Source organism: Spirosoma pollinicola, from assembly GCF_002831565.1.
GTDB classification, from domain to species: domain Bacteria; phylum Bacteroidota; class Bacteroidia; order Cytophagales; family Spirosomataceae; genus Spirosoma; species Spirosoma pollinicola.
Map to the genome: position 1 here is coordinate 2,402,112 of NZ_CP025096.1, position 24,937 is coordinate 2,427,048.

28 protein-coding genes and 1 tRNA gene are annotated in these 24,937 nt (G+C 39.8%); 12 read left to right on the top strand and 17 right to left on the bottom strand.

All coding sequences use genetic code 11. From position 1 onward, the window contains the following. Positions 1-31: 31 nt before the first annotated feature. Positions 32-1,360: a radical SAM/SPASM domain-containing protein gene (locus tag CWM47_RS10220; protein ID WP_100987881.1), complete on the bottom strand. Its 1,329-nt coding sequence runs from the start codon at positions 1,358-1,360 to the stop codon at positions 32-34. A gap of 273 nt (positions 1,361-1,633) precedes the next feature. On the opposite strand from CWM47_RS10220, the gene CWM47_RS10225 reads away from it, so the two are divergent. Continuing rightward, a complete protein-coding gene (locus CWM47_RS10225; RefSeq protein ID WP_100987882.1) occupies positions 1,634-2,035 on the top strand; it encodes a helix-turn-helix domain-containing protein in 402 nt (133 codons plus the stop codon). Positions 2,036-2,187: 152 nt separating this feature from the next. Here CWM47_RS10225 and CWM47_RS10230 read toward each other — a convergent pair whose 3' ends face one another. The 6 genes from CWM47_RS10230 to CWM47_RS10255 form a co-directional block, all read right to left on the bottom strand. Beyond that, positions 2,188-3,084: a response regulator gene (locus tag CWM47_RS10230; protein WP_100987883.1), complete on the bottom strand. Its 897-nt coding sequence runs from the start codon at positions 3,082-3,084 to the stop codon at positions 2,188-2,190. Beyond that, on the bottom strand, positions 3,081-5,591 hold the full coding sequence (locus tag CWM47_RS10235) for an ATP-binding protein (protein WP_100987884.1): 2,511 nt from the start codon (positions 5,589-5,591) through the stop codon (positions 3,081-3,083). Before CWM47_RS10235 ends, CWM47_RS10230 begins: the two co-directional genes overlap by 4 nt. Next, positions 5,591-6,805 carry a DNA cytosine methyltransferase gene (locus CWM47_RS10240; protein ID WP_100987885.1) on the bottom strand — a complete coding sequence of 405 codons (1,215 nt, stop codon included), beginning with the start codon at positions 6,803-6,805 and terminating at the stop codon, positions 5,591-5,593. Before CWM47_RS10240 ends, CWM47_RS10235 begins: the two co-directional genes overlap by 1 nt. Before the next feature lie 40 nt (positions 6,806-6,845). After that, positions 6,846-7,166, bottom strand: coding sequence for a HigA family addiction module antitoxin (locus CWM47_RS10245; RefSeq protein WP_100987886.1), 321 nt, complete (start codon positions 7,164-7,166; stop codon positions 6,846-6,848). A 12-nt stretch (positions 7,167-7,178) separates the two neighbouring features. Continuing rightward, complete coding sequence (locus CWM47_RS10250; protein ID WP_317046740.1) at positions 7,179-7,370, bottom strand: type II toxin-antitoxin system RelE/ParE family toxin; 192 nt, start codon at positions 7,368-7,370, stop codon at positions 7,179-7,181. Positions 7,371-7,587: 217 nt separating this feature from the next. After that, positions 7,588-8,241, bottom strand: a complete 654-nt coding sequence (locus tag CWM47_RS10255) for a hypothetical protein (protein ID WP_100987887.1) — start codon at positions 8,239-8,241, stop codon at positions 7,588-7,590. A gap of 82 nt (positions 8,242-8,323) precedes the next feature. On the opposite strand from CWM47_RS10255, the gene CWM47_RS10260 reads away from it, so the two are divergent. Continuing rightward, a complete protein-coding gene (locus CWM47_RS10260) occupies positions 8,324-8,923 on the top strand; it encodes a hypothetical protein (protein WP_100987888.1) in 600 nt (199 codons plus the stop codon). A gap of 3 nt (positions 8,924-8,926) precedes the next feature. Here the strand turns inward: CWM47_RS10260 and CWM47_RS10265 are convergent, their stop codons facing one another. The 8 genes from CWM47_RS10265 to CWM47_RS10300 form a co-directional block, all read right to left on the bottom strand. Further along, the gene (locus CWM47_RS10265) at positions 8,927-9,199 is read right to left on the bottom strand and encodes a hypothetical protein (RefSeq protein WP_100987889.1); all 273 of its coding nucleotides are present in this window, start codon (positions 9,197-9,199) and stop codon (positions 8,927-8,929) included. A 2-nt stretch (positions 9,200-9,201) separates the two neighbouring features. Continuing rightward, positions 9,202-9,471: a helix-turn-helix domain-containing protein gene (locus tag CWM47_RS10270; RefSeq protein WP_100987890.1), complete on the bottom strand. Its 270-nt coding sequence runs from the start codon at positions 9,469-9,471 to the stop codon at positions 9,202-9,204. Positions 9,472-9,622: 151 nt separating this feature from the next. Beyond that, entirely contained in the window at positions 9,623-10,237 is a 615-nt protein-coding gene (locus tag CWM47_RS10275; RefSeq protein ID WP_100987891.1) for a hypothetical protein, read from the bottom strand. 88 nt (positions 10,238-10,325) lie between these two features. Further along, the gene (locus tag CWM47_RS10280) at positions 10,326-11,132 is read right to left on the bottom strand and encodes a GIY-YIG nuclease family protein (protein WP_100987892.1); all 807 of its coding nucleotides are present in this window, start codon (positions 11,130-11,132) and stop codon (positions 10,326-10,328) included. A gap of 371 nt (positions 11,133-11,503) precedes the next feature. After that, the gene (locus tag CWM47_RS10285; RefSeq protein WP_100987893.1) at positions 11,504-12,514 is read right to left on the bottom strand and encodes a hypothetical protein; all 1,011 of its coding nucleotides are present in this window, start codon (positions 12,512-12,514) and stop codon (positions 11,504-11,506) included. Between the two features lie 163 nt (positions 12,515-12,677). Then, entirely contained in the window at positions 12,678-13,058 is a 381-nt protein-coding gene (locus CWM47_RS10290; RefSeq protein ID WP_157815946.1) for a hypothetical protein, read from the bottom strand. 10 nt (positions 13,059-13,068) lie between these two features. Beyond that, entirely contained in the window at positions 13,069-13,461 is a 393-nt protein-coding gene (locus tag CWM47_RS10295; RefSeq protein ID WP_100987895.1) for a hypothetical protein, read from the bottom strand. Positions 13,462-13,521: 60 nt separating this feature from the next. Next, complete coding sequence (locus CWM47_RS10300) at positions 13,522-13,797, bottom strand: hypothetical protein (protein WP_100987896.1); 276 nt, start codon at positions 13,795-13,797, stop codon at positions 13,522-13,524. Between the two features lie 369 nt (positions 13,798-14,166). Between CWM47_RS10300 and CWM47_RS10305 the strand changes: the two genes are divergently transcribed. Then, positions 14,167-15,006 (top strand): hypothetical protein, encoded by an 840-nt coding sequence (locus CWM47_RS10305; protein ID WP_100987897.1) that lies wholly within the window; start codon positions 14,167-14,169, stop codon positions 15,004-15,006. Between the two features lie 63 nt (positions 15,007-15,069). Here CWM47_RS10305 and CWM47_RS10310 read toward each other — a convergent pair whose 3' ends face one another. Then, positions 15,070-15,723, bottom strand: a complete 654-nt coding sequence (locus CWM47_RS10310; RefSeq protein ID WP_100987898.1) for a hypothetical protein — start codon at positions 15,721-15,723, stop codon at positions 15,070-15,072. A 260-nt stretch (positions 15,724-15,983) separates the two neighbouring features. Between CWM47_RS10310 and CWM47_RS10315 the strand changes: the two genes are divergently transcribed. Both CWM47_RS10315 and CWM47_RS10320 read left to right on the top strand, forming a co-directional pair. Next, positions 15,984-17,618, top strand: a complete 1,635-nt coding sequence (locus tag CWM47_RS10315) for a sensor histidine kinase (protein WP_157815947.1) — start codon at positions 15,984-15,986, stop codon at positions 17,616-17,618. Positions 17,619-17,622: 4 nt separating this feature from the next. After that, entirely contained in the window at positions 17,623-18,396 is a 774-nt protein-coding gene (locus tag CWM47_RS10320; RefSeq protein ID WP_100987900.1) for a LytR/AlgR family response regulator transcription factor, read from the top strand. Positions 18,397-19,060: 664 nt separating this feature from the next. On the opposite strand, the gene CWM47_RS10325 is transcribed toward CWM47_RS10320, so the two are convergent. After that, positions 19,061-19,133: transfer RNA gene (locus CWM47_RS10325), tRNA-Phe, on the bottom strand. Between the two features lie 128 nt (positions 19,134-19,261). On the opposite strand from CWM47_RS10325, the gene CWM47_RS10330 reads away from it, so the two are divergent. The 7 genes from CWM47_RS10330 (at position 19,262) to nadD (ending at position 24,903) form a co-directional block, all read left to right on the top strand. Then, positions 19,262-20,638, top strand: a complete 1,377-nt coding sequence (locus CWM47_RS10330) for a 4Fe-4S dicluster domain-containing protein (RefSeq protein WP_100987901.1) — start codon at positions 19,262-19,264, stop codon at positions 20,636-20,638. Between the two features lie 27 nt (positions 20,639-20,665). After that, on the top strand, positions 20,666-21,469 hold the full coding sequence (locus CWM47_RS10335; RefSeq protein ID WP_100987902.1) for a (Fe-S)-binding protein: 804 nt from the start codon (positions 20,666-20,668) through the stop codon (positions 21,467-21,469). 81 nt (positions 21,470-21,550) lie between these two features. After that, the gene (locus CWM47_RS10340) at positions 21,551-22,048 is read left to right on the top strand and encodes a hypothetical protein (RefSeq protein WP_100987903.1); all 498 of its coding nucleotides are present in this window, start codon (positions 21,551-21,553) and stop codon (positions 22,046-22,048) included. A 249-nt stretch (positions 22,049-22,297) separates the two neighbouring features. Then, entirely contained in the window at positions 22,298-23,008 is a 711-nt protein-coding gene (locus CWM47_RS10345) for a sigma-70 family RNA polymerase sigma factor (RefSeq protein WP_394341990.1), read from the top strand. Between the two features lie 132 nt (positions 23,009-23,140). Continuing rightward, positions 23,141-23,383, top strand: a complete 243-nt coding sequence (locus tag CWM47_RS10350; protein WP_100987904.1) for a hypothetical protein — start codon at positions 23,141-23,143, stop codon at positions 23,381-23,383. 100 nt (positions 23,384-23,483) lie between these two features. Then, on the top strand, positions 23,484-24,083 hold the full coding sequence (gene gmk, locus CWM47_RS10355) for a guanylate kinase (protein ID WP_100993821.1): 600 nt from the start codon (positions 23,484-23,486) through the stop codon (positions 24,081-24,083). 247 nt (positions 24,084-24,330) lie between these two features. Continuing rightward, positions 24,331-24,903 carry a nicotinate (nicotinamide) nucleotide adenylyltransferase gene (gene nadD, locus CWM47_RS10360; protein WP_100987905.1) on the top strand — a complete coding sequence of 191 codons (573 nt, stop codon included), beginning with the start codon at positions 24,331-24,333 and terminating at the stop codon, positions 24,901-24,903. The last annotated feature ends 34 nt before the right edge of the window (positions 24,904-24,937 follow it).

Genomic DNA, 24,937 nt, shown 5'->3' on the forward strand with positions numbered 1-24,937 from the left:
ACCCACCATTCCTGAATAGAGAAAAGAGACGCTACATCATCCCGTAATACTGAAGCACTTTCAACCGCTCTCTGGCTTGCAACTCGTAAATCAGGGGAATGACCTTGTGATAAAGACCGCAGTGAGGGTCTTTGCCATTGATACGGTACACAGCACAGCCACTCGTACAAACCGATTTATACCGGCAGGACAGGCAATCAGGTGACTTCATGTCCTCATAGTGACTACCCTGCTCGATCATGTCTACCAGATCAAGGCCCGTTTCGAAAATGCTATGCGATAGCTGGGTTTCGTCGCCAAAATGAACATGGCAATAATTTAACGTCCCGTCGACATAGATTGCCCCGCCGGAGAAGCCAGATGCACAGGTCTGAAAACCCAGTTCATTTGGCTTGAGGTCACAGAATTGATGCCGGCTGGAGAAGCGCCAGCCGCCTTGAATAGCCTCGCCCATGATGGCATAGGATGTCAGCAAACACGTTTCCAACAACTCTGAGTCGATGGCTTCGCCCTTCACAATGGAATAACGGAATGGAATGTCCAAGCCGATCAGATAACGGGTCAGGCCGGGTAAACCCTCAAGATTGCAGTTGGTGACCACTGTGTTCGTGGAGACCGGAATGTTATGTGCTATAAGGGTACGAAGATTTCTATCAACAATGTTGAAGCTCCCTGTCCCGGACCGGAATGTCCGGGTCGCATCATGATCCGATGCCAGCCCGTCCAGGGATACCCCATAACTGATGTTGTGCTCTTTGGAAAAATCAACCATCTCGTCCGTCAGAATGGTCAGGTTCGAGATAAACGAAAATGTTAGGTCGCATCTTAACGCGTTTAAGGCGTTTCGGGCCTCGGGAATAAACGCCTGCCATGATTTGAACTGGGTTAAAGGTTCACCTCCGGCAAGCCTGAGTTTAATGCTGCTGAGTTCTCGTTTTGTGACGGTTTCTACCAGCTTGTTGAGCAATTGCCTCCGAGTGGTATCAATCATCCCACTGGTGGTATTCAGGGTTGAGATATAGCAGTAGCTACAACTGAGATTACAACGGTTAGTCGTGTGAATCCAGAAATTCAGTGATTTCGGGCTGGCTGGTTTTTTCGGTTCGCTGAACTGGTCGTCAAACCTGATGATCTCGGTTTGCGACAGCAGCCTCAGAAAACCATTCAAGGTATCGGTCGGGATGGAAAGTTGCTTACCAAGCGCTTTTACACTGGTCCGGTTGTCAATTGCCCTGATGATGTCGTACTGGGCCCTGTTCAGAACCCGTAAAGAGTTCGGATAGGCACAATTGACTGCATAAAAATAATTCTCATCAATGGGCCTGATCAACAGATGAGGAGACTTGAATGGTATCAACATCTTGAAGGTTTGCTGTTGAGGGATGACTTGTACAATCGCAGTCTATTGCGGGCGATGAGAGGTTGAAGACCTTCTGATCTACCAGTTTCGTCAGAATTGAAAAATCATCAAACAGAATGTCAGACTTGTGAATCGCTGTCATAATCGAGAGTTTTTAAGATCTTGTCTGCGATAAAGTTACCCGTTCAAACAGGGTCTATGATCATAACGCTGGTTGTATCGCACAAGACTTCTGCTTGTTTTTTACCAGAGTGATTTCACTTAGATTTGTGCATGGACACAAATTCAGTACATCACGGTCGCAACGTCAAACGAATTCGGGAAATGCTTGGAATCAAGCAGGATGTTCTTGCGAATACGCTGGGCCTTAGCCAGCAGGCCATATCTCAACTGGAGCGGAAAGAGATACTGGATACGACGGTTCTGGAAAAGGTGTCTAAAGCCTTGGGGATACCTGAAGAAGCAATAAGGAATTTTACCGAGGATGCTGCCGTGACAATTATTTCCAGTACCCTGCATGACAACAGTGGTAGCGTGAATTATTTTCCGACTTTCAACCCGGCCGATAAATGGCTTGAAGCGATTGAGGAAAACAAGAAACTTTATGAACGGCTCCTCCAATCCGAACGGGAGAAAAACGAGTTGTTGCAGAAACTTCTGAATTCAAAAGAATAATAAGCTACTGATATTACTGTAGATTTCAAAGTGACAAAAGCACTGAAACACATTTGAAAGATACTAAAAAAACCTTCAAAAACTACCTTTGGCTCACCACATTACGTTGAGAATTGACTAAGTAATCTAGCTTGGTTCAGGCCTTTTTAATATTAGGATAACTTACCTTTAACAAGTTCAAAAAGGTCTGAATACTTTATTAGAGTTCTACGTATTTCAATGCATCTTTCATAATCAAATTCTTCATTAGATCCTTTCAGAGTAGTTTTACCAGCTTCCTTTACTTCTTTAGCGTGCGCGAAAACATTACGAATTTTAATTACTTCTTTCGAGTAATTATCTGTAAAGTTCTTCAGTTCATCAATAACTTTAATTTTGCCAATTTTATTTAGTGCCTTTGATCTTACGATAGCACTAAATAATACCGTATCTTCAAGTAAACCTTCTATATTGAATTGTTCTTTGTACGCTGTGAAATCATCGGATTTCTCTTTTAAAGAATTTTCTATTGTCTTAAATATATATTCAACAACTGCGGATGAAGCCTCAGTACCTTCATTTATGAATGTACTAGTTATATCTAAAGATTTGTCATCTAGAATACTCGTTTCTGCCATTATTAACCCACGCATCGTATTTACTTCTTGAATTTTTTTTATTGTTGTCTTTACAACTTTTTCAAATTTATCTTCAATTCCATCTCTCCCAGAAGTATACACGCCTTCTAAACCTAATTCTTTAACACTGCTTCTTACATTATCTATATCTTGTGAATAAAAAAGCACATCTGTATAAATTTCGCTTTCTCGAAGTTTTTCAATTATTGTGTTGCCAGTCTGCGAATTCTGAAGATTGAAGTCTACTAGTATTAAATCAAAATCAGCAAATCCATTGTGTACAACTAATTCATCAATTTTATCTCCATCTTTGAAAGAAGTTGGATTTAAACGAAAACCAAGATCATCAATGCTTTCCTCGAAAAGCTTTTTTGTAGTGTCTAGCCACTCATGATCATCTTCAATCCAAAGAATATTGTAATCTAATCTCATTTTGGTAAATTTATAACAAGTTCAAATCCTTCCTTAAAAGCAGTATTAACAGAAATACTACCTTTCATATCTTTTATGATTTTGTTTACGTGAGAAAGTCCTAAGCCTGAACCATTTGTAGTTGTAACCCCTTCTTCAAAAATCGTTTTCCAATCAACGATAGCAGAATCAAGCGGTTTCCCAAAATCTCTAAAAATAATCACTAAACTATCGTCGTTTTTGATAAATTCAATTTGTAACTTAGTAGCTTTCTTTTTTCTAGAATTACTTACTAAGTTGTCTAACACAACTGAAATTTCAATTGGTTTAAAGTGAGTAATAAATTCAACTCTTGGATTTATGAAACTTACATTGAAGTCATCAAATAAATACTGGTAAATATTTTCAAAATACTCAACTATAAAATTTACAATATCTCCGTTTGTATCACTAGCGGCTTTTAAGAAATTACCCTTAGTAGTGAAAGTAGCAATAGCTCTTATTTTGTCGTTTGCTAAACTAATACTTTTTATAAAATCTAGCACATCTGATTTAGAGATGTCGGAGTTTTTATCATATTTCCTTTTAAAAAGAAGCAGTCTTTTTCTAATATTATCAGAATTAATTCCAATTATATGATTTAAGTCTCTAATATCATCGTATTCAATTGCCTTAACTGATTGAAGAAATCTAACTTGATTTTCTTTTACTTCTTTAGCCTTTTCAGCATATTTTCGAGCTTCTTCTTCTAATATTCTCTTTTTTTCGGCTTCAATTGCCCTTTGTTCAGCCTCCTTTCTTTTTAACTCTTCTTCTCTCCTTTGTAATTCTTTTTCCTTGGCTTCTAATTCTGCTCTCTGCTTATCTTTTTCTGCCTGTTGTCTTTCCCTCTGTGCTTCTTCCTTATCTTGTTTAGCCTGTTCTGCCTCTGCTTCTGCTTCCTTTCGCTTTCTCCTTTCTTCTTCAGCTTCCCTATCTGATCTTTCTTTTTCTTGTTTTAATTTATTATACTTTTCCTCTGCCGTTAATACTTGTAATTTGAATGTATTATCTTCCGTCTTGTCAGCTATCTTAATTAAAGATTTAAATACTTTATCAGAGACCTTTCCAATATCTCCTTCAAGCACATTTATTAAATCTTTATTATAGGATATAATTTCAACTTCTTTATTATCAGCTAACCTTTTAATAATTTCTATGATTTGAGTACGACCACCTAATGAAGATTCTATTATGTTGGTGTCTTCTTGATCCTTGTCGTCTCCTAGATTGCGATCTAACTTATAATTCCATTGAACATCAACAACGTACCTCTCTAAACGCTTCAGACATTTATCGAAAAAAGACGAGACAAGCTGTTCATACGCTTCGGTTTCTATTAAACCTCCATCCCTACTTGAAACTTCCTTAAACTGTTCGGGGTCGTCAGTAAAGATCTCAATTCTACCTAAAAGATCTCTTGTTCCTAAAAATCTTGCATATCCTTGTTGCTTTCTATGATCCATTCCAAGCTCATCGTCACCTGGATCACCAAAAGGGTAAACCCTGAAACCATTTTTAAATAAGAATACAGAGCCAAATTTAATAGGCTCAAGGCCCATCTGGCGAGTAAAATTATTTTTAGCGGCAGTATTCAGAAAGAAAAGTTGGTACCTCACATCCTCTAAATAATTATAATATAAATTGGGTTCCCTTATCTCGTATACTGGCGTGCCCCTATCAATTAATTTAGTTGTTATAAAGTTTTTATCAATAACACTGTTTATTTGTGTCGTTTTAACGTTTAAAGTTTCAAATATAAAGTTTTCTATAGGCCCATTGATTTTATCTCTGGCTATTTTTTCTTTTTTGTCTGTTTCTAGTTCTCTTTTACATTCAATAGATATAGAGAAATCGCTCTCAGAATTAGCAAAGGGATTTATTAATTTTTCTAATGAATGTCTTAGTTGTTTAATTTTGATACGATCCCAAGACGAACGTAATTCAGTTATTTCGATTGTAGTTCCATGTCCGAAATCGCTGTAAAATTCTTTCGGTAAGGTTTTGTGATCTACTTTAATATCTGCAAATTCTTCTGAGGAATCTTCCTCAAAATCTCCCCAATCTATATCAAGCTGTTCTATAGTATCACTACCTTTTTGCTTTGTAATAAGTCTTAGTCTTGACCCAAGTTTATCTGAAGAAAATCTGCCAATTCCTTTAGCACCTGCATAATATCGTTTATTGAGCTTATCTCGATAGTTACTGTCTTTAATTTCTATTTCTTTATCTTCAGTTCCGTCAATTTTTGCGGAATATGCAACAAATAACCATTTGTTTTTAAGATCCTCTAACGACATACCCTTCCCATTATCTTTTATGATTAAATAGTCGTTATTAAAAATAATATTTACATTTTTTGCGTAAGCGTCATAAGAATTTTTCACTAATTCAAAGACGGCTATAAAATCGTCTGTAATTAGATCCCTACCAATAATTTTTTTTAATCCTGTGCTTATTTTAAACGTAAGTTGATCTAACTGATTCATCAAAAAATATTTTTTAAAATTGCTCCAATTTGTTCAGCAAATAATGGTGGTATAGCATTTCCTATTTGAGTATACCTTGGCACTTCCCGTATTCTTCTTTCACCACCTGTAGTGTATTTCCCTTTGAATTCATACCAATCCGGAAAGGTTTGAATTCTAGCATATTCTCTTACTGTTAAAATCCTTGGTTCACTATAGTGTATATAGTCATCTGGCAGCGATGTAATAGTTGGAGATTTATGCATTCTATCTAAAACTACAATTCTGTGTTTTTTTATTGAAAACATTTCCCTAATCACTTCATCAATATGTTTGTTTTTTGCTGAATTGTTCAATATAAAGTCGAATTTATCAATTATATCTTGCCTATGGTTCACAAACCTGTGACTATCAATATTTGATGTTTCAGCATTTCCGCGCATTAAAGCTTGGAAACTGCCACTAATAGGACCATAAATTCCAGCTTTAAAGTTTTTACTATCTGGTGAATCTATAACACCATAATTTTTATTTAGATCTGATATTGCATCTCCCAAATTTGTTTCTAAAGTTATATTTAGTGTTTCAAGAAAAGATTGTTTTTGCTCATTAATAATCTTAAAAAAACCATTAATAAGTTCAGGTTTTGATCTCCCAATATCTTCTCTTATCCCGACTAGCAAAAATCGCACTCTTTTTTGAGGCACACCGAAATCACCAAAATTAGTTAGATTTTTGCTTATATAATATCCTGCTTTGTGAAGTTCACTAACGACGTACTCTGAATAGGCGATTCCTTTATCTTTGTTTTTTACAAAATCCATGGTAAATCCTTTAACATTTTCAAAAAAAATGATTTTGGGTTGTACCAATTTTATAAACTCGATATATGACTTAATGAGATTATTCCTAATATCATTTTCCTGTCTACGTCCTGCTATAGAAAATCCTTGGCACGGCGGCCCTCCTGCAACTAAATCTATTTCACCTCTTAAGGCTTTTAGTTCTTTTTTATAATTTTGAATTAAATTATCAATTTCTAAATTCGTTTTCGGTAGCCACTCTGGCCAATTAAAATGTTTTTTGTTTTCAATCAAATTATGTTTCAAAGTTAAAAAAGCATCTAAACTTTTTTCTACTGCGAAAACACCTCTCCACCCTGCGTTATGTAGCCCTAATGAAAGGCCTCCACAACCTGCAAACAGATCAATATAGTTATATTTCTTCTCTAACATTCCCTTTGTAAAAATTACAAAAATTTTTCGCTATCAAATTTTAAATAGTTGCCGATCGCATATCATCCTCCTGAACCCAAAAATGACGGATAAGAGAGCGGTTCACTTTCTGTTCGGCATGCCATACTTCATAATTTTTTTGTAGGTTTACCCAAAACTGCGTTGTGTTTCCGAACGCTTCGGATAGTTTCACAGCCAACTCTGGGCTAATACCAGCCCGCTCATTGAGAATGGCCGATAGATTCGGACGGGGTACTCCCAAGCCTTTAGCGACTTCGGTAATCGTCAAACCGCGCTCTTTGATATAGTCTTCTCGTAAAATTTCGCCTGGATGTACAGGCGGTAAAGCTCGTTTTACCATGGTTTTACCCTCCTAATGATAGTCCAAATAATTAATGTCGCTTACTTCGCCGTTGTCGAAACGGAAAATAATGCGGTAATTAGGGGACACTTTGATCGACCAAAAATTAGCCATATCCCCATTCAATTTATGGATGCCTGAACCCATCTGCTGGATATCACTAATTGACGTTATAGCATCTAACTGGTCAAGAATCCGATTGATTTTGCGTAAGTATTGGGGGGTAACTTTGCGCCACTGCCTTCCTCGTAATACTGCTGCAACCCCTTATGCTGGAAACTTACAATCATAATATTATTGTAGCATGTAATATTACATGCTACAAGTTATAAATCAAGTTTGACAGCAATTTTATATTATCGGCGCAGCGGTCATCGTGCAAAAAGGGTAATCTTGCCCGGGCTGGTCAGATAATTTACGACTATTGCCGTTGTTTTAAAGCTGCTGTGGCAATCATATCTGTTAAAAGTGGCGATTTATCAGCCTCGGCCTGTCCATCTTTTAACAGGAATTCGCGGTATTTAATGAGCGTCAAAGCTCGAATGTCATCCGGCGTCATTTCTTCTGGCAGATGGTAAGTATCATCGGCCATAATGTCCCGCATCCACATTTCAGCGATCAGCGAATGCTCAAGTTGCGGCACGTAACCTAAAAATCTGGTTAGCCGGTCCTTTACAGCATAACCGTAGGTCGAGAATGTCTTGTTGTAATTTTTATAGATGGCGTCGTCATACACTGGACTGACATTGTGTTTCATATCGGCATTGCGGATAATCTTAATGTGATGTTCCACCTGCTGAAAAAAATCGTCTTCGGCAATTGTGCCTTGCCAATAGCCTTGTACCAGAGCACGCAGGTAGGGCTCGTAGGGCAACATCACGTCATCAGGTGGCAAATAGCCAAGATTGATTTCGATCAGCCCCCTCCCCGTTTCCCTCAAATGGGTCAGGGTCGTGGCGTCGGCTATAAAGTCGTCCCAATGGATGGCATGCAAGCGACCTTCTGTGACGGCCTCGGCAAAATCACTCGGTTTACTGCTATACTGTATCTCTCCGGCATCTTGCAACCAAGCCATCTTACATCCTGTGGCAAATTATCTAACTGTTTATTATCTTAGCAGAATCACAAAGAAATTACAATCAAAACCAGCCAAAAACATGAACAAGGCGGATGAAAAAAAGCCCGTTTTTCCGGCGGGATATGAACATGTTGAAGAGAGTCTGGATGACACAATTCAACATGTGCAACAGCTCGAAGATCAGATAAATAATATCCCAAAAGAACAGGGACCAACGATCAAGTATAATCCTCCTTATTCGATTGGGCGTGTCGTACCAGGTACACGCGACCGAACCCGTTTGTTCCTAAAAGACCGGCAGCATGAAATTAAAATGGACACACTGTCGAAAACAGAAGACGCGACGCGTGATACGGATGGTCAGACAGGGCGTGTCGTACGGGATACTGTTCGGGAAAAGCTGTTTCCGAATCCATACCGTCAAGTTAGCCGGGAAGAAAGACTAGATGACAGGGATGCGCTCAAAGATATTGAGCAATCTCAGGATTACATGGATGCTGAACTGGTGGAGCGAGCGACTAAACGCAAGGATGCACCGAAGCCGGAAAAACCGGCAAAATCAGAAATGTCGATGTCAGCCCGTTACTCTCTATCGCTTGGTTACACGAAGGCAAGAGAAAACATTGAGAAATCACCTGCCCCTGTGCGGGACCGGCAACAGGATAAGGACCGGGACTAAACGTTACTCTCTGTCGGGTTCGATGTCCCGACCTTTTGTTTTGTCTGTCTTGCCCTGTTCTCTGGTTGAACGGTCGCCCTTTAACCAGGACGGCAAGCGCTCTCGCATCTGTTCTTTCTGAAATTGTTCCCGACCGGCTTTAAAGCCAACCAGACGAATAAAATCACTGTCGATGCTGGCCAGTTTCTCGGCCAGTTCCGGCTTGTGCTGGGCGATTGTGTAGCCTTCGTTGAACCCTTTCAGGTATTCCGGCTCAACCGTGTCCTGTTCTTCCATCGTTAGAAAGTGTTACGGGCGTTCTGTTCAAGATAGGTATTAATCGAATCCCGGTCATACAAAATGATTTTCTTTTGCGGCTGGGAGAAGCGGATTTTTCCCTCGTCACGTAATGTTTGCAACGTCGTCTTTGATTTGATGTTGAGGAGTTGCATGGCCTGTTCACCAGACACCCACTTATCCAGCTCTTGCCCCTGCTTCTCTTTCAACCGCGCAACGACCTCATCAATCAAGGCATAAAAGGCTTTATCTTCGAGACAGATAACTTGCATACTCAGGTGAATATTTTTATTCAGCGCAGTTTAAGTTGCAATAAATATAGATCATCTTCCTCACGACTGAAACAGATCTGGTTGAATTCATTAAGACACAACAGATATTCCGAAGTGACCAACCCAAGTATTTCAAGCTGCCATCCTAAGTTTAGTCTTTCTTGGAACGTTTAAATGACGGATGGTCAACCTTGTCAAATCCGACAAGGTAATAGTGAAAGATGATTTCAAGTGCAGTGTCAAAGTAAGTCTCGTCATCAGGTGTCTTTTCTCTCGTTCGCCACGATTCTCCCATGCTATAAGCACGGTTCGGCATATAGGGAGCAGTAACGATATGCCTGTAACCTTCATCGGTAAGTTCGAACATGCACTTATTGTACTTATCAAATGGATACACCCGACGAAAAGGGCAATGCAGGCTTGTCGTATTTGGTTGCTGTGGAAGAGTTCTAACAACAGACATTAATTCTGCATTCTGTTCAAATTTGGGAATTTCAGAATTAAGGTAATCCACCCACTTGAGTCGCACAAATTTGTTGGCTGCCGAATTGTATTTCTGTTCTTTTATCCAAAGATTTATAAAAGTGATGTGCTCCCTGATAAATTGCTGGTGTTCATTTATCATGTAACGTACCGTTGGATCAACCTCCTCAAAAAGAGGTAGTCTGGTCACATCTATCCGGAGCGGCACATCGTTCGAATGAGAAGATGTATCTTCATCTATCTTTTTAGACGTAAAAAAGTCTGCCAGTTTCTTGAGGAACATAAAAGTCGCTGTTTTAAAAACAGATATTTTACATGTCGATTCAGAATCTCAACCTTTGGGATGCGCGGAGCATCAAAGGCCCGTCTGACTAGTTACTGTTATAACCATGCTGTTTTGTTAGAAAAGCTTCCTTCCAGAAATTTTCACGGATGATGATCGTCTTATCATCCGTCTTGAACGGCCAGCATTCGATAAGCGTAATTTTGAAATTTGTTCGTGCGTAGGATGGGTCATTACTCGTCAATTTGACCAGTTCCTTATTCCAACCGTGGCCTGTATTCACGTAGCAGGCCCACCGCGCCCATATACCTGTATCACCATACGCCGAACCAACGTACTGTTTACCTGTTAGTTTGTCCGCAATGAGATAAATACCTTTCACACTTTCAAGTGCGGTCTTCCAGTCAGTGCGATTGTTTTTATAAATAATCTCTAACATAGACAAATCCAGAGATACCTTTTCGTACCCATCAAAAACCTTACCGGCGTATGGCGTTCTCAATAGCTCCGAGATTTTGAAGTTATCGTAAAAGGTTTCAAGTTTAAACGCTCGACCGCGTGGTAATGAACCGGTCAGTTTAAGTCTTCCAATTAAATCTTGTCCGTGATCTAAAAGTTTCACCACATAGCTATGGGCGTTTTTCTCAGGGCCACGTTCCTGCACCTCATATATGCCACCGAATAGCCATTCACCGTGTTCAGGATAGAAGTCGATCAGCGACAGGATCCTGTCGCGGTTAAACTCGTTCTTGTTTCTCTGCCAGCTATTCCATTGGTGCCATTCGCTTCGATCACGAAGAAAAGCGATTAAAGGTTCTACAGTGCCGCTCTTCCGCGCAGCGTGTAGCTTGTATTTGCTAAAGTCCGAGAGATGGAGGATAGAGCTTAATTCCATATTGATGGTTTCGAAGGGGTTTCATCGGTATGCTATCACCATTCAATGTTAAGTCTATTCAGTAATCATTATCGTTTTCGGAAGTACTAAAATAACATGCGCGTGCCCTTGTTCGGATTACCATGCGTTGTATCTTTTGTTGATGGGAAAAATAGTATGTGTACATACTAATGTTGGATTTTTATACTATACAGTAGATATTGCACTTTAATTTTATTCGTAATTAATGCAGAAGTATAGAGAGTCAGGTAGTTGAAAGTAGAATTGATGTAACACACAAAATGTAGTTACAACTTTGGCCGTAACCACCTGTTTTTAGTGAAGGTGATGAATGGTATTAGACTAACGATGAAAATTTTTGAGAATCTATTTTATCGCTTAATTTGACATTGTACTGTATAGCTTCCTTGATTATTCCCCAAGTCTGTATCATTAACCACTAAGTACAATGTACCTTCTGTTTGTACATCCAACTCATGCTCAGAGCCAACTAGAAACCACTCTCCATAACCAATTCGGCCGATAAGAGCACCGTGTTTAAATGATGGAATTTTACTATATGATTCATATCCATCATCAATGCCGTCTGGCCCGCCCGTTCCCGCAAACATGCCTAACTTAATTTGACCATTTGCTTGCAGACTGAGGTGGTCACCGGCTAATAATTTAATTGGGGTTATATTACTTGATGAATTCACTTCAACAGTTTCACTTATCGAAACCCCACCTGTCAATGAGTCCCAAATTCTTCCTAGCCAACTTCTTGAAGTATGTGTGGAAGAGGTCTTCACTGAAGCTTGTATTTTAGTGTGCGTGTGCAACTGCACATCATACAAATCGTGTCCTTCCTGTATTTGTCCGTCCACTAATTTAATTGTATTGAGGTCAAATGGATTAAGATCTGAAGAATTATCACATCTAAATGCATAGTTCACTTTAATCGGATCTCCACTATCATTCACAATGACGCCCCATATGTGGAAAAATAAATAATCAATCCAATTAGTCGTGTTGGGAACAATATGAGCAGTTCGGTTTAAATGCAGCTGCTGATTTGAAAATTGGCCAAATACAGAATTATAGGCGCTTAGTTGGATCATTCCTCTTTGATGGAAGCCATCTGATAATCCATCTTTAATGAAAGGTATCTCAGTTGGATCTGCTCCGCCTATGGTGGCAATTATACCTTTATTTGGATTGCTGTACGTTAGCACATCAGTAATTTGTGCTTCTTTTTTGCCCGATCCAATATTAAATGTACTTATGAGATCATGAGCTAAATCATTCGAAAAGCTATCTTTATTATTATCTGAGCAACTCAAAATGCTAAACCAACCTATGCTACAAACTCCGATAAGTGTTAGAATTTTAAATGTATTCATAGTTAAATGGTAATCAGAGAAAATGAAACTGAACAAGGTAACAGACTATATGTAATTGAAAAGTTTTCTCGTTGAATGGAAATTATATTCGCTTAAGTCGAGTAAACGAATTTATAAAGGCCACTTCAAATTAAGAAGTGGCCTTAGAATTTACACGATAAAATTACTTATGGAACAAGTCATGGTTACCATGGACATTATTTGCACAGTAACGAACACAAGCCAATGAGGACTTAGGATCGCCATCGCCAAGTATCCAGTTTGTCTCAATAGTATTCAGTAATGCAGAGCCTTTCTTTTCAGGCTTGATTGTTTGTACTCGACTAGCAACGTCGGTGTACTCAACCAGTACTTCATCGCTGGCGAGGTCGAAGTGCTTGTGCAAGAGCGTCACTCCAAATCGTTCTTGCCTACCATGCTTTTTGAGCACGTCACGGACTTCGGCTAAACAATTGTAGTCGCTGTCGTTTAAGGGCTCTACATCGTGGATGTCAGTCAATTCGCTTAACTGCGTAGCAGTTGCTTCTAAGGTTAATGGGTTCATTGGATTATAGTTAAACATGATCACTATTATGGTTTCCGTGTACATCTTTCCAGCAACGGGTATTACAGATAGTCATTGCAATTCTTTCACCATCACCTAGTACCCAGCTTGTCTCAATGGTGTTCAGTAATGCAGAGCCTTTCTTTTCAGGCTTGATTGTTTGTACTCGACTAGCAACGTCGGTGTACTCAACCAGTACTTCATCGCTGGCGAGGTCGAAGTGCTTGTGCAAGAGCGTCACTCCAAATCGTTCTTGCCTACCATGCTTTTTGAGCACGTCACGGACTTCGGCTAAACAATTGTAGTCGCTGTCGTTTAAGGGCTCTACATCGTGGATGTCAGTCAATTCGCTTAACTGAGCGGCAAACATGGATACGGTTGTTTCTAACTTCAGGGCTTCCATAAAAAGGATTTAAATTAAAAATTAAAAGAAATTTACTTTTCCGTTAGGTGATTATACCAGTTACTTTAATCTCTTTAAAGAACTTCCTTTTCCCAACACTTTACCAGTAAAATGGGAGGTAACGGCTGTTGTGACTACAGGCCCTACCAGTTCCAGTAAATCGCCAGCGGTGTCACCAACCTTGCTACTTACTGACATTTTTGTTTTAGCGGCATTTTCTTTTGCAGTTTGATTATCCTCCTTGTTTATCAGCGTTCTATATCTGTATTCTGTTGCACCTGCAACTGAACCAACAGCTGTGCCTATGGCAGATCCCATTTTTTTGAAAAGACTCATTGGAGTTAGAAGTTAGAAGTTAATACAAGACAAGTAGCTAGCAAATCCATATGCTTTATCGCTTGTTAAAGTTGTTACAAAAAATCAGCGTTCATTTTTTGAATTGTCCTTCGCACGGTGTTGAACATTGTGATGGCTATTGTTTATGGACTAAACTCATCTCTTAGAGCGACGAACCGGCATAATGTTAAGCATGATGAAAAAGATGTGGATAGTAAGTGAATAGTTGAACTGAAAACCAATCAAAAATCAGCTTTAGAATGTATTTAGAACTCCCTAGCTTAGGGAGAAAAATATTTCTTTTTTGTATAGTACTCTCCTTAAATCAATAAATTTGCTTTTACACACCTATTATCTATCCATCTGATTATGAGTTATACAGGTGACAAATCAAATGTTGAACAGGAGTTTCAGCAACTCAAAACCTTTGTTAGTAACTTATTTCCAGCTTCGAAAAACTTAGTGTTAAAAGTGACACGGGAACGGCAACAGCAGGAATTAGACACGTTGAGAATTGGTCGAAGGCCCGAACAATTTTTTTTTATAGTTGACTTCATTAATCTGTCAATCGTTGAGGCCGTTGGCTTAGAAGAGATTGGCTTTAACTCCGAGCGTTTCAGTTTTCGACAATATTTAGCGACTATTCCTGGAGGCAGTATGCGGCAATTCATCACACTACTAGGGAAACAAACCTTCATCCTATCGCATCAAGCTATACTCAGCTTCTTAAAGCCACAGTTTGTTGCGAACGTCCCAATTACCTGTGCTGATGGTCGGGTGTTGTTAACCAAACGAACTATTTCCCCATGGCAAATCAGTGAATCAGGGCTGATTACTGCTTACCTTTCTGAGTTTATCATTCTCAAGACCTATGAGGACGAGCCGATAAATCCGCGTTTTGTTCATCTTGATCCAGCTATCGAAATGGCTCTGAACCGTATGGCGTCACGTACCTTTGCTACCCTACCTAAGCAAAATAATTTGTTCACACCAAAAGAAATTATACTTATTAAATTATATGCTGAGACGAGTGAAGCAAATGTCAACGCAAATGTGTTAGCAAAGCAAGCTGAAATAGCCCTTAGTACTTTGCATTCTTATAATAAGAGTATTTTAATGAAAGCCAAAGAGATGTTTGGTGAGGCATTGCCCACAAAAACGGCTCGTGATGTGGCTATATATCTAAAGAAATGTGGTTTGCTTGGTTAATGTGACCTCTGCATAAAGCTCATTTTGGCTTTGTCATGGAGCCTGTATGCAGTGTTCAAGGTGCTAGCGATTCAAAAGCTTATTCATTACGTTTTTTAAAAACTTTGGCAAGAATAGTTTTATCAACACTACAACCACTCGCAAGCGAATGTGCTTCACAGGCGACATATAGAGTTTTAACAATGGCATTTCTTTCTTCACAAGTGATTGATGATCAGTACTGATAGGGCCATTATAAATAACTTGAGAAAGTAGCATTTGTTGAATTTTTTTAACGGGCTTTATAACTGACCCGCCCAAAAGAAGATGTTTGTTGAGTTGTTTTGCATGATTGGTTGCTTGCTCAATCATCTTAGCGTAATAGTATATTGTTTCGGGTATACTCAAGATTGAAGACTTCCAGTTTCCTGTAATTTCGAGGATATCAGACTCTTTTATATCTTCCTCAATTAGAAGTTGCTTATAGACCGGCTTATCGAGGTAAAAAAAGTATCGCAACGGATTCTGTTCAATCGTGTTAAAAATAAACCCGGCAACAGGTTCACCGCCTTTGTAGAACTGATAAACAAAAGCATTAGTAAGATAGGAGTTTGGTAGTGCGTTCCCTGACACATCAGCGTAGTGATCGATAAACTGCTTCAGTGCATGGTTATGTTGTATTTGCTCGCAATGAAGACGCCTGTCAGTTTCTGACTGAGGAATTTGATTAGACAGCATACGATTGAATATCGGTGGATGTGATCCGATAGCCCAAAGGGAATATTTACTGCTGTCCTCAAAAAATGAACTATTAGAATCCTATCAATGGTAACTCAAACATCCTGTTATAAGGCATAACTTGGTCAGATCAAAAAATAAAGAGTTCAAAATAGCTCACTAGGTTCGTGTTTAATAAGTAGGTGTTTAGAGTAAATTATGGATAGTTTAGATGATTGACTCTTTATCTAACCGCCTTGCATATAGTTTTGGCATATCAAGTGAAAACTACATTTACTGAAGACAACAAACTTACTGAATTACTTATGTGGCGGGCAGCAGTACGGATACTACATTTAAAGAGCAATAGATACTTATTTATAGGCATAATAGCTTTATTGTTTTTAACAGCATATACATTCGATGACTTCAGTACTAAAGAAATCATACCACTTTTATACATTATTCCGTTGGCATGTATATTTATGTTGGCAAGCGTCGTTTATGTATGCTTTTTTACTTTTGATGTGGTCCCACTACTACAGAAAAAAGAATACAAAGAATTTTTTAAAAATAAAATTAATTATCCTTTCTTGTGGATTTTTGTATGCTATGTGATGTGGATGGTTGTAATGACGGATAATACTATAAATACACATTCGTTAAAGCGGATAAATAATGATCCTCTCGTAAAACAATTAATTGCTTTATTACCTACTGAAATTGGAAATAATTTAAAGAAAGATATATTTAATAAGGATAAATACGAATATAGATTTGTATTCTCCTCATTTTTTCTTAATGATTTGATAGTGATTTTGATATTGTCGTTATTTAGTTTTTTGTATGGGATACGAAAACAAGTTGTTGGCCGCCCAGAATGGTTACAAAAAGGGATTAGTAAGTTATTCTACTATCAGCATAAACTTGTAGAATGGTTGACCATTCACAGAGATAAATTAGTTCACAGTTTTTTTTGGTTTGTATTAATTACCTATCTATGGGATGAATTTATTATTATTCACTCTATAATGTTGGCTACTATTCTCATTGGTGTTACTCTACTCTCTTTTTATATTAACATGGCAGTATTGATATATATATTGAATAGAAGAGGTAAACATATATCTATAATAATAATGGGACTAGTATTTTTCGATGGGGTGTTATCAGTCATTTTAATTGATACAGATATATTTGTTAAAGATCCAAATTCCCTGCTTAAGATACATACTTTATTTGAACAATTACTCTTGCCTCTATTTATAGGCGCTGGTGTTGCTGCGTTTGCCGAGAGAACGAATGGAATAAATCGTGACAAGACTAACGAAATTATAATGAAGCAACAGGCTGAGATTCAAGCCTTAACTTACCAGATCGATCCTCATTTTTTATTTAACAGCCTCACATTTATTTACTCTAAAAGCCAACAACATTCAGAAGACTTAGCGGAAGCAGTTTTGTTATTAAGCGAGATGATGCGTTATAAGCTACCAAAAGCCAACAATAACTATAATGTTGCATTGATTGATGAAGTTGAGCATTTACAGGATTATATACGTTTCGATCAATTAATTCATCCCCTTAATCATGTTGACTTCAAGCCACAAGGATCCTTCGAAAATTTAGAAATTGCCCCTAATTTATTGGATATTTTTGTGGAAAACGCTCTAAAATACGGCGATATTGAAAATGAGAATAGTCCCTTAAATATACGGTTAACGACAATTGACACTAGAATTACTTTTCGAGTTTATAACAAAAAGAGGAAGCGGGTAGTGGGATCAAGGGCTTCAACTCAGATGGGCTTACGAAATGCTCGTAACCGGTTGAACTTAATTTATTCAGGACGCTATGAATTATCTATTCTGGACGAACCTACTTCATACACTGTCTTACTGACAATTGACTTATAAAAATATGACTCTCAGTGTAGCTATTATCGATGACGAACAACATGCGATTGATAGTGTAGTTAGGTTAATCGAAGGATTACCTTACCTGCATTTAAAACAGATCTTCAAAGATCCACTACTTGCTCTTCAAGATGGAAGCTTGGATGGCATAGATTTGATATTTTTGGACATTAGGATGCCTGCCTTCCCTTACGATGGTTATGATCTAATCGATATGTTTGGCGGGAGATTCAAGATAATCGTTATGACTGCCCATGAGGAATATGCTCTTAAAGGATATGAATACGACATTGTTACATTACTACATAAGCCAATTACTCCTAAACGTTTCATCAGAGCAGTTCATAAAGCTTACCAGTTACCTGAGCCGTCATTTCAACCGGATGATCGCCCATCTGCTGCTACTCAATTGAAAGATTCTATTTTTCTAAAAATAGCTGCTACAGGAGGAAATTATTCATTCCGGCAAATTAAATTTTCAGATATTAGATTCATTCGAAGCCAATCACAGGCGATAGAAATATATCTTAAAGATAGTAGCAAAATAGTGCCAGCTGGTGATTTACCATTGACTAAATTTTACGAGGATGAGCTTCCACAAGATATATTTATACGGGTTCATAAAAGTTATATTGTATCAAAGTTATATATATATGAAGTCGCTGGCAATGAGATACTTATAAATCGGTACCCACTTGAAAAAGATTATGATAAAATTCCTATAGGAGATACCCATCGGGAAAATCTTATGGCTTTCATCAAAAATAACAGATCATAGTGCAATAGAGGAGTCAATCAGTAATTTATTATTTTAGTTTTGTAATAAATATTCTGCTACAATTACCTGACTTTTATAATATTGCTGATTTATAAATTCTCCATAACAGTAGACATCTGTTACTACTGCAAAATTATATACTGTTAAAGAGCTATAAAACAGTTGATATGGTTTTAGCTTGTCCACGTATAAACGTTCATCTTTATTTCATCGCAAGATATCCTATTATTCAATCCGTTTCGATCACGAAGGAAAGTGACTAACGGTTCTGCTAGTCCGCGTAGCCTGTAGTTTATATTTACTAAAGTCCGAGAGATGGCGGATATAGCTTAATTCCATGTTGGCACTTTAGAAGGGATTTCATCGGTATGCTATTACCAGTTGAATTTGGGTCTATTCAGTAATCATTACACTTCTAAGAAGTGCTAAAATAGCATATATTCTTCTTGTTCCGATTTGTATCAGTTGTATCTTTGCTGACGAAAAAATTAGTATGCATGCATACTAACAGCAAAGTTCAATAGTTTTACTGTATATGCTCACCTTTGATTTTATTCATCATTAACGCGAAACGTTCAAAAGGTAGATGGTTGAAAGTTGTAGTATTGTTGTAGCAATAAAAAAGGCAGCTACAACATTGAGTTGTAACTGCCTCTGTTCAAGGTGGTGATGGACGGAATCGAACCGCCGACACAAGGATTTTCAGTCCTTTGCTCTACCAACTGAGCTACATCACCCTGAAACGTGGGTGCAAAAGTACTTAAACATTGGCTTTTTGCAACACTTACCTACAAAATATTTTTAGTGCAGTATTGATGCCTGTAACAATTCATTGATTATCAGGTAAAATAAGTCCCCTAAACGAATGGAAATTTTTCAGCAAATTTTATTTGTCGCGGCTTTAGCGGCCGTGGCCTGGTTTATAACCCAGCGAATTCGGCTCATTTCCCGCGCTATTAACCTCGGTCGACCCGAAAACCGCTTCGATCATGCCGACGAGCGGCTGAAGACAATGCTGCTGGTGGCCTTCGGGCAGAAGAAAATGTTCACCAATTTATTGGTAGGAGTTATGCACTTTGTCATCTATGCCGGGTTCATCATTATCAATCTCGAAATTCTGGAAATTATTCTTGACGGTGTTTTGGGGACACATCGGTTGTTTGCTCCATACATTACTCCCGTTTATCCAATTCTGATCGATGTATTCGAAGTACTGGCCTTTGGTGTGCTGGCGGTTTGCGTTGTCTTTTTATGCCGTCGGTTTGTCGCAAAAGTGAGCCGGTTTCAGCAAGAACGTCACCGAGAAATGACTCGCTGGCCCCGAACTGATGCCGCTGTTATTTTGATCGCCGAGATTTTGCTCATGATTGCTTTTCTGACCTGGAATGCGTCTGACAGTGTTTTGCGTGATCGTGGGGTTGGCCATTATGGCGAGTTGCAGGGAATTGTGCCCGACTTTATCATCAGCCAATACCTCAAACCGCTCTTTACGAATTTTAGCGACACCGCTTTAATCGCTTACGAACGCACTGCCTGGTGGCTCCACATTCTGGGTATTCTGGCATTTGCGGTTTACGTAACCTACTCCAAACACCTGCACATTGCCCTCGGTTTTCCAAACGTCTACTTCTCGGATCTGCAACCGAAAGGCGAAATGCAGAATATGCCCGAAATTACCAAAGAGGTGCAACTGGCGCTTGGTTTACCGGTTACAACCGACGCCGATGGCTCACAGGCAAATGACAATGGCGAGCAGCCCGCTGAAATTGGCCGATTTGGCGCGAAAGACGTGCAGGATTTGAAGTGGATAAACCTGATGAACGCCTATAGTTGTACCGAATGCGGTCGCTGTACATCGGCTTGTCCTGCTAATATTACGGGTAAGAAGTTATCGCCCCGCAAGGTCATGATGGACACCCGCGACCGGCTCGAAGAAATTCAACAGGGCTGGAAAACCAATGGACCAGACTATCGCGACGATAAATCATTGTTAAACGATTACATCACCGCCGAAGAACTCAATGCCTGCACCACCTGTCAGGCCTGCGTAAATGCCTGTCCCATCAACATCAATCCGTTGGATATAATCCTCCAGTTACGCAGGTACCGGGTTATGGAAGAGTCCGACGCACCAGCCTCCTGGAATGCCATGTTCAGCAATATTGAAAATAATATGGCCCCCTGGAAATTCTCACCCAGCGACCGGTTTAACTGGGCTGAACAGGTGAATGACGATAAATAAGGTTGTGCCAAAGCAAAAATTAATCGAATGACACAGGAAGTAAAAACATACAAAGTACCAACGATGGCCGACATGGCGGCATCGGGTGAGGAACCAGAAATTCTGTTTTGGGTTGGTTGTGCGGGTTCGTTCGATGATCGCTACAAACGAGTCACGATCGCTTTTGTTCGTATCCTGAACCATGTGGGCATTAAGTTCGCCGTGTTGGGTCCGGAAGAGGGCTGTACCGGCGATCCGGCGCGTCGGGCGGGGAACGAGTTTTTGTTTCAGATGCAGGCAATGTCCAATATTCAGGTGCTGAACGGCTATAACGTTAAGAAAATCGTTACAGCCTGTCCCCATTGCTTTAATACACTTAAGAACGAATACCCTGAACTGGGCGGCAACTACGAAGTCATTCACCATTCCCAATTTTTACAGGGACTGATTAACGAAGGCCGCGTTCGGGTTAAAGATGGTGAATCGTTTAAAGGCCGCAGGATAACGTTTCATGACTCTTGTTATCTAGGTCGTGCTAACAAAGTATACGAAGCTCCCCGCGACGTACTGGCAGCCCTGGACGCTGATCTGGTTGAGATGAAGCGCGTTCGGGCCAATGGATTATGTTGTGGCGCGGGTGGCGGGCAGTATTTCAAAGAGCCTGAACCTGGTAAAAAAGATGTAAACGTCGAACGGGTTGAGGAAGCCCTCAGCACGGGTGCCGATACGATTGCTGTTGCCTGTCCGTTTTGTATGACAATGATGTCGGATGGTGTGAAGAACAAGAACAAAGAGGATTCCGTCCGCGTCTATGACATCTCGGAACTCATCGCCCAGGGGCAGGGGTTGTAGGATTAATGAATGATGTATAATGAATAGTGGTTGCTCAAGTTTAGCTATTCTACATTATTCATTCTACATTATTCATTAGACATGTACATAGATTTTGACAAATTGCCCGACACAGCCCGCGTTTGGGTATATCAGGCAGACCGCTCGTTGACAGACGGTGAGGTGAAAACGATTCAGGAAGCCTTTCAGCCCGCTTTGGGTCAATGGACAGCGCATGGGCAACCGTTATTAGCTTCGGCGAAAGTGGTTGAAAATCGCTTTGTGATCGTTGGTGTTGATGAAGATTACACCTTGCCAAGCGGCTGTTCGATAGATGCGTCTGTACGAACTGTGCAGGAAATTGGCCGTCAGATATTGGTAGATTTCTTTGATCGGTCTGCGGCTATTCAGTTTGCCGATGGTTCTGTACAAACATTTGCTTTGCCCGCGATCAAATCTGCCGTTGCAGACGGTATACTGACACCAGAAACCCCGGTCTTCAATACGCTGGTGAAAATAAAAGCAGAGCTTTTGTCAGATTGGCGCATTCGTGCTGCCGACACCTGGTTGAAGCGTTATTTTAAATCTGTAATCGTTTAAACAGCGTTTCCGCTGGATTAAGCCGGTCGTTTGCCATTACTGTTTAATGGCAAACGACCGGCTTTAACGTTGTCAGTAGTTGAAACGTTCACTGCCAAATAGTCATATTAGCCTGATTTTAAACCTTTTTTTGAACAAAGGATTGATTTTTGTAGTCACTCTCAGATACAGTCCAACGAATTGGTTTTTTCATAATTATTGAATTCGTTGGGGCCTGCCGACGGTAAACGGCAATTTACTCTTACTTTTATGGCGACTATACCCGAAGTTATGTCAGATACGCCAACTCGTGACGACCAGGACCGCTCCGGCGGACCGGCTGGACCAGACCAAATATTACCAGACGGCGACCCCGTTGAACAGCCCTCGGCTGATACACCCGCGCGTCGGTATACCGACGAGCAGAAATATCAGGTTTTCAATAAGGAGTTCATGCCACACATTGACTCCATGTACAACTTTGCCTTTCGCCTGACGACCGATGAGGACGACGCCAATGATTTGGTGCAGGATACATATTTAAAGGCATTCCGGTTTATTTCATCGTTTGAGCAAGGAACTAACGCAAAAGCATGGCTGTTTCGGATACTGAAGAACAGCTTCATAAACGATTATAGAAAGAAAAGTAAGGAGCCGGCTAAAGTAGATTATCAGGACGTTGAAACGACTTATAATTCTGAAGATGCTGAATCTGAACACACCGTCGACCTTCGGGCCGAGTCTGTTTCTGACTTAATTGGCGATGAAGTGGCAACGGCGCTAAACTCGTTGCCGGTTGATTTCAGAACGGTTATTATTCTCTGTGATATTGAAGGATTCACATATGAAGAGATGGCCAAGATTCTGGATATTCCGATAGGAACAGTACGATCTCGTTTGCACCGGGCTCGTAACCTTTTGAAAGAAAAATTGCGTGATTACGCATCATCAATGGGTTATAAAGAAGAAAGTGAAGAATAAACCGAACTTTTTCTAAGTCTATTTTGGTTCTGCTAATAACTTAACGGTATTATTATTCTTGGAATAAATAAAATTTTTCCAATGCAAACGTCGTCATCACTATCATCTTCTTCATCAGACTCCAAGCCACAGATGAAAGAACATTGCGACCATCAGGTCGACTGCTTGAAGATGATCCAGTTGATTCTGGATGGAGAAGCTACAGATCAGCAACTCGCCCGATTAAAAGCTAATCTGGTATCCTGTCAACCATGTATCCAAATGTATCACCTCGAACAAGAGGTAAAAGAGTTATTAACGAAGCGAATGGAGAAGAAATGCTGCCCCGAGAAATTAGTGGCAACGATCAAATCCAAAATCCTGACGTTTAGCTAATTCACGAAGACATTTGATTGGGGTAATTAAGGTGATGCTGTCAAAAGCCAACCTTGATTACCCCAATTTTATTATAGATCCAACCAATCGATATCCTGCCGTGGACGGTAAACTGATCATTTTTTCTGCCCCTTCTGGTTCGGGCAAAACGACCATCGTTAAACATTTGCTGGCCGAGAACAACAATCTCGGCTTTTCTATTTCGGCCTGCACCCGCGACCGTCGGGGCCGGGCCGAAGAGAATGGTAAAGATTATTATTTTTTAACACCCGAAGTATTCAAACAGCGAATTGATAACGACGAATTTGTTGAATGGGAAGAAGTCTACGTTGGCGCTTTTTATGGAACGCTTAAATCTGAAATCCAGCGTCTTTGGGATAGTGGCAAACATGTTTTGTTCGATGTGGACGTACAGGGCGGTCTGAAATTAAAAGAATATTACGGCGAAAAAGCGCTGGCCGTTTTTGTAAAAGTACCTGATGAAGAAACATTACGTCAACGCCTGATTGGTCGTGGTTCCGAATCCGAAGAAAGCCTATCGAAACGGTTATTCAAAGTCCATTTTGAAATGAGCTTTCAGAATCGTTTTGATGTCATTTTGGTAAATGACGATCTGGAAACATCGCTTCAAAAAGCGCAAACGCTTGTCGATGACTTTGTGAACGAAAATAAAGTGCCTGCTAAGGGAGAAATTATTTGATTGCTATTAATAAGCTTATGTAAAGCTATCAGTCACACATTTAGTTGGTGTGAAAGATTTTTAACCACAGAGGCACAAAGGTCTAATAACGTACTCTCTTCCTCATTAGACCTATGTGCCTCTGTGGTTAAAAATCTTAATCAAATAAAATGAGCTGGATTGAGAATAGAATCAATTATTCCCCTTGTTTAACTGTGCCAAAATTGGGAGTAACTGATTCCATTCTCAATCCTCGCACTGCACTATTATGAAGATTGGTTTATTTTTCGGCTCTTTCAATCCCATTCACATTGGCCATTTGATTATTGCCAATACGATGGCTACCTCGACGGATTTGGAGCAGGTGTGGTTTGTGGTGTCGCCCCAGAATCCGTTTAAGAAGACCAAGAGCCTGTTGCATGAATTCGACCGGCTCGACATGGTCGAACGCGCTATCGCCGACAATAACCGCTTAAAAGCCACAAATATTGAGTTTTCGATGCCAAAACCCAGCTACACAATCGACACGCTGACTCGTTTGGGCGAAAAGTACCCGCAGCATACATTTCGGCTTATAATGGGCGAAGACAATCTGGAGCAGTTTGCTAACTGGAAGAACTACGACAAGATTCTGGAATACTACGGCCTATACGTTTACCCGCGCCCTAAAAGTAAAGAGAGTGAGTTCAAGCTACATCCGAACGTTCGCCTGGTCGAAGCGCCGTTACTGGATATTTCGGCGACGTTTATTCGTGATAGTATACGGGCTAACCGCTCCATACGCTATATGGTGCCCGACGTGGTAGAAGAAATGATTGAGCGGAAGAAGTTTTATCTGTAGTGCCGACCGTCCCGGTCGGGTGTACTCTGTGGTT

What these genes read in the sequence shown, in the direction of transcription:
- CWM47_RS10220 (WP_100987881.1), bottom strand. Translation starts at nt 1,360, where the DNA reads ATGTTGATACCATTCAAGTCTCCTCATCTGTTGATCAGGCCCATTGAT.
- CWM47_RS10225 (WP_100987882.1), top strand. Translation starts at nt 1,634, where the DNA reads ATGGACACAAATTCAGTACATCACGGTCGCAACGTCAAACGAATTCGG.
- CWM47_RS10230 (WP_100987883.1), bottom strand. Translation starts at nt 3,084, where the DNA reads ATGAGATTAGATTACAATATTCTTTGGATTGAAGATGATCATGAGTGG.
- CWM47_RS10235 (WP_100987884.1), bottom strand. Translation starts at nt 5,591, where the DNA reads ATGAATCAGTTAGATCAACTTACGTTTAAAATAAGCACAGGATTAAAA.
- CWM47_RS10240 (WP_100987885.1), bottom strand. Translation starts at nt 6,805, where the DNA reads ATGTTAGAGAAGAAATATAACTATATTGATCTGTTTGCAGGTTGTGGA.
- CWM47_RS10245 (WP_100987886.1), bottom strand. Translation starts at nt 7,166, where the DNA reads ATGGTAAAACGAGCTTTACCGCCTGTACATCCAGGCGAAATTTTACGA.
- CWM47_RS10255 (WP_100987887.1), bottom strand. Translation starts at nt 8,241, where the DNA reads ATGGCTTGGTTGCAAGATGCCGGAGAGATACAGTATAGCAGTAAACCG.
- CWM47_RS10260 (WP_100987888.1), top strand. Translation starts at nt 8,324, where the DNA reads ATGAACAAGGCGGATGAAAAAAAGCCCGTTTTTCCGGCGGGATATGAA.
- CWM47_RS10265 (WP_100987889.1), bottom strand. Translation starts at nt 9,199, where the DNA reads ATGGAAGAACAGGACACGGTTGAGCCGGAATACCTGAAAGGGTTCAAC.
- CWM47_RS10270 (WP_100987890.1), bottom strand. Translation starts at nt 9,471, where the DNA reads ATGCAAGTTATCTGTCTCGAAGATAAAGCCTTTTATGCCTTGATTGAT.
- CWM47_RS10275 (WP_100987891.1), bottom strand. Translation starts at nt 10,237, where the DNA reads ATGTTCCTCAAGAAACTGGCAGACTTTTTTACGTCTAAAAAGATAGAT.
- CWM47_RS10280 (WP_100987892.1), bottom strand. Translation starts at nt 11,132, where the DNA reads ATGGAATTAAGCTCTATCCTCCATCTCTCGGACTTTAGCAAATACAAG.
- CWM47_RS10285 (WP_100987893.1), bottom strand. Translation starts at nt 12,514, where the DNA reads ATGAATACATTTAAAATTCTAACACTTATCGGAGTTTGTAGCATAGGT.
- CWM47_RS10290 (WP_157815946.1), bottom strand. Translation starts at nt 13,058, where the DNA reads ATGAACCCATTAACCTTAGAAGCAACTGCTACGCAGTTAAGCGAATTG.
- CWM47_RS10295 (WP_100987895.1), bottom strand. Translation starts at nt 13,461, where the DNA reads ATGGAAGCCCTGAAGTTAGAAACAACCGTATCCATGTTTGCCGCTCAG.
- CWM47_RS10300 (WP_100987896.1), bottom strand. Translation starts at nt 13,797, where the DNA reads ATGAGTCTTTTCAAAAAAATGGGATCTGCCATAGGCACAGCTGTTGGT.
- CWM47_RS10305 (WP_100987897.1), top strand. Translation starts at nt 14,167, where the DNA reads ATGAGTTATACAGGTGACAAATCAAATGTTGAACAGGAGTTTCAGCAA.
- CWM47_RS10310 (WP_100987898.1), bottom strand. Translation starts at nt 15,723, where the DNA reads ATGCTGTCTAATCAAATTCCTCAGTCAGAAACTGACAGGCGTCTTCAT.
- CWM47_RS10320 (WP_100987900.1), top strand. Translation starts at nt 17,623, where the DNA reads ATGACTCTCAGTGTAGCTATTATCGATGACGAACAACATGCGATTGAT.
- CWM47_RS10330 (WP_100987901.1), top strand. Translation starts at nt 19,262, where the DNA reads ATGGAAATTTTTCAGCAAATTTTATTTGTCGCGGCTTTAGCGGCCGTG.
- CWM47_RS10335 (WP_100987902.1), top strand. Translation starts at nt 20,666, where the DNA reads ATGACACAGGAAGTAAAAACATACAAAGTACCAACGATGGCCGACATG.
- CWM47_RS10340 (WP_100987903.1), top strand. Translation starts at nt 21,551, where the DNA reads ATGTACATAGATTTTGACAAATTGCCCGACACAGCCCGCGTTTGGGTA.
- CWM47_RS10345 (WP_394341990.1), top strand. Translation starts at nt 22,298, where the DNA reads ATGGCGACTATACCCGAAGTTATGTCAGATACGCCAACTCGTGACGAC.
- CWM47_RS10350 (WP_100987904.1), top strand. Translation starts at nt 23,141, where the DNA reads ATGAAAGAACATTGCGACCATCAGGTCGACTGCTTGAAGATGATCCAG.
- nadD (WP_100987905.1), top strand. Translation starts at nt 24,331, where the DNA reads ATGAAGATTGGTTTATTTTTCGGCTCTTTCAATCCCATTCACATTGGC.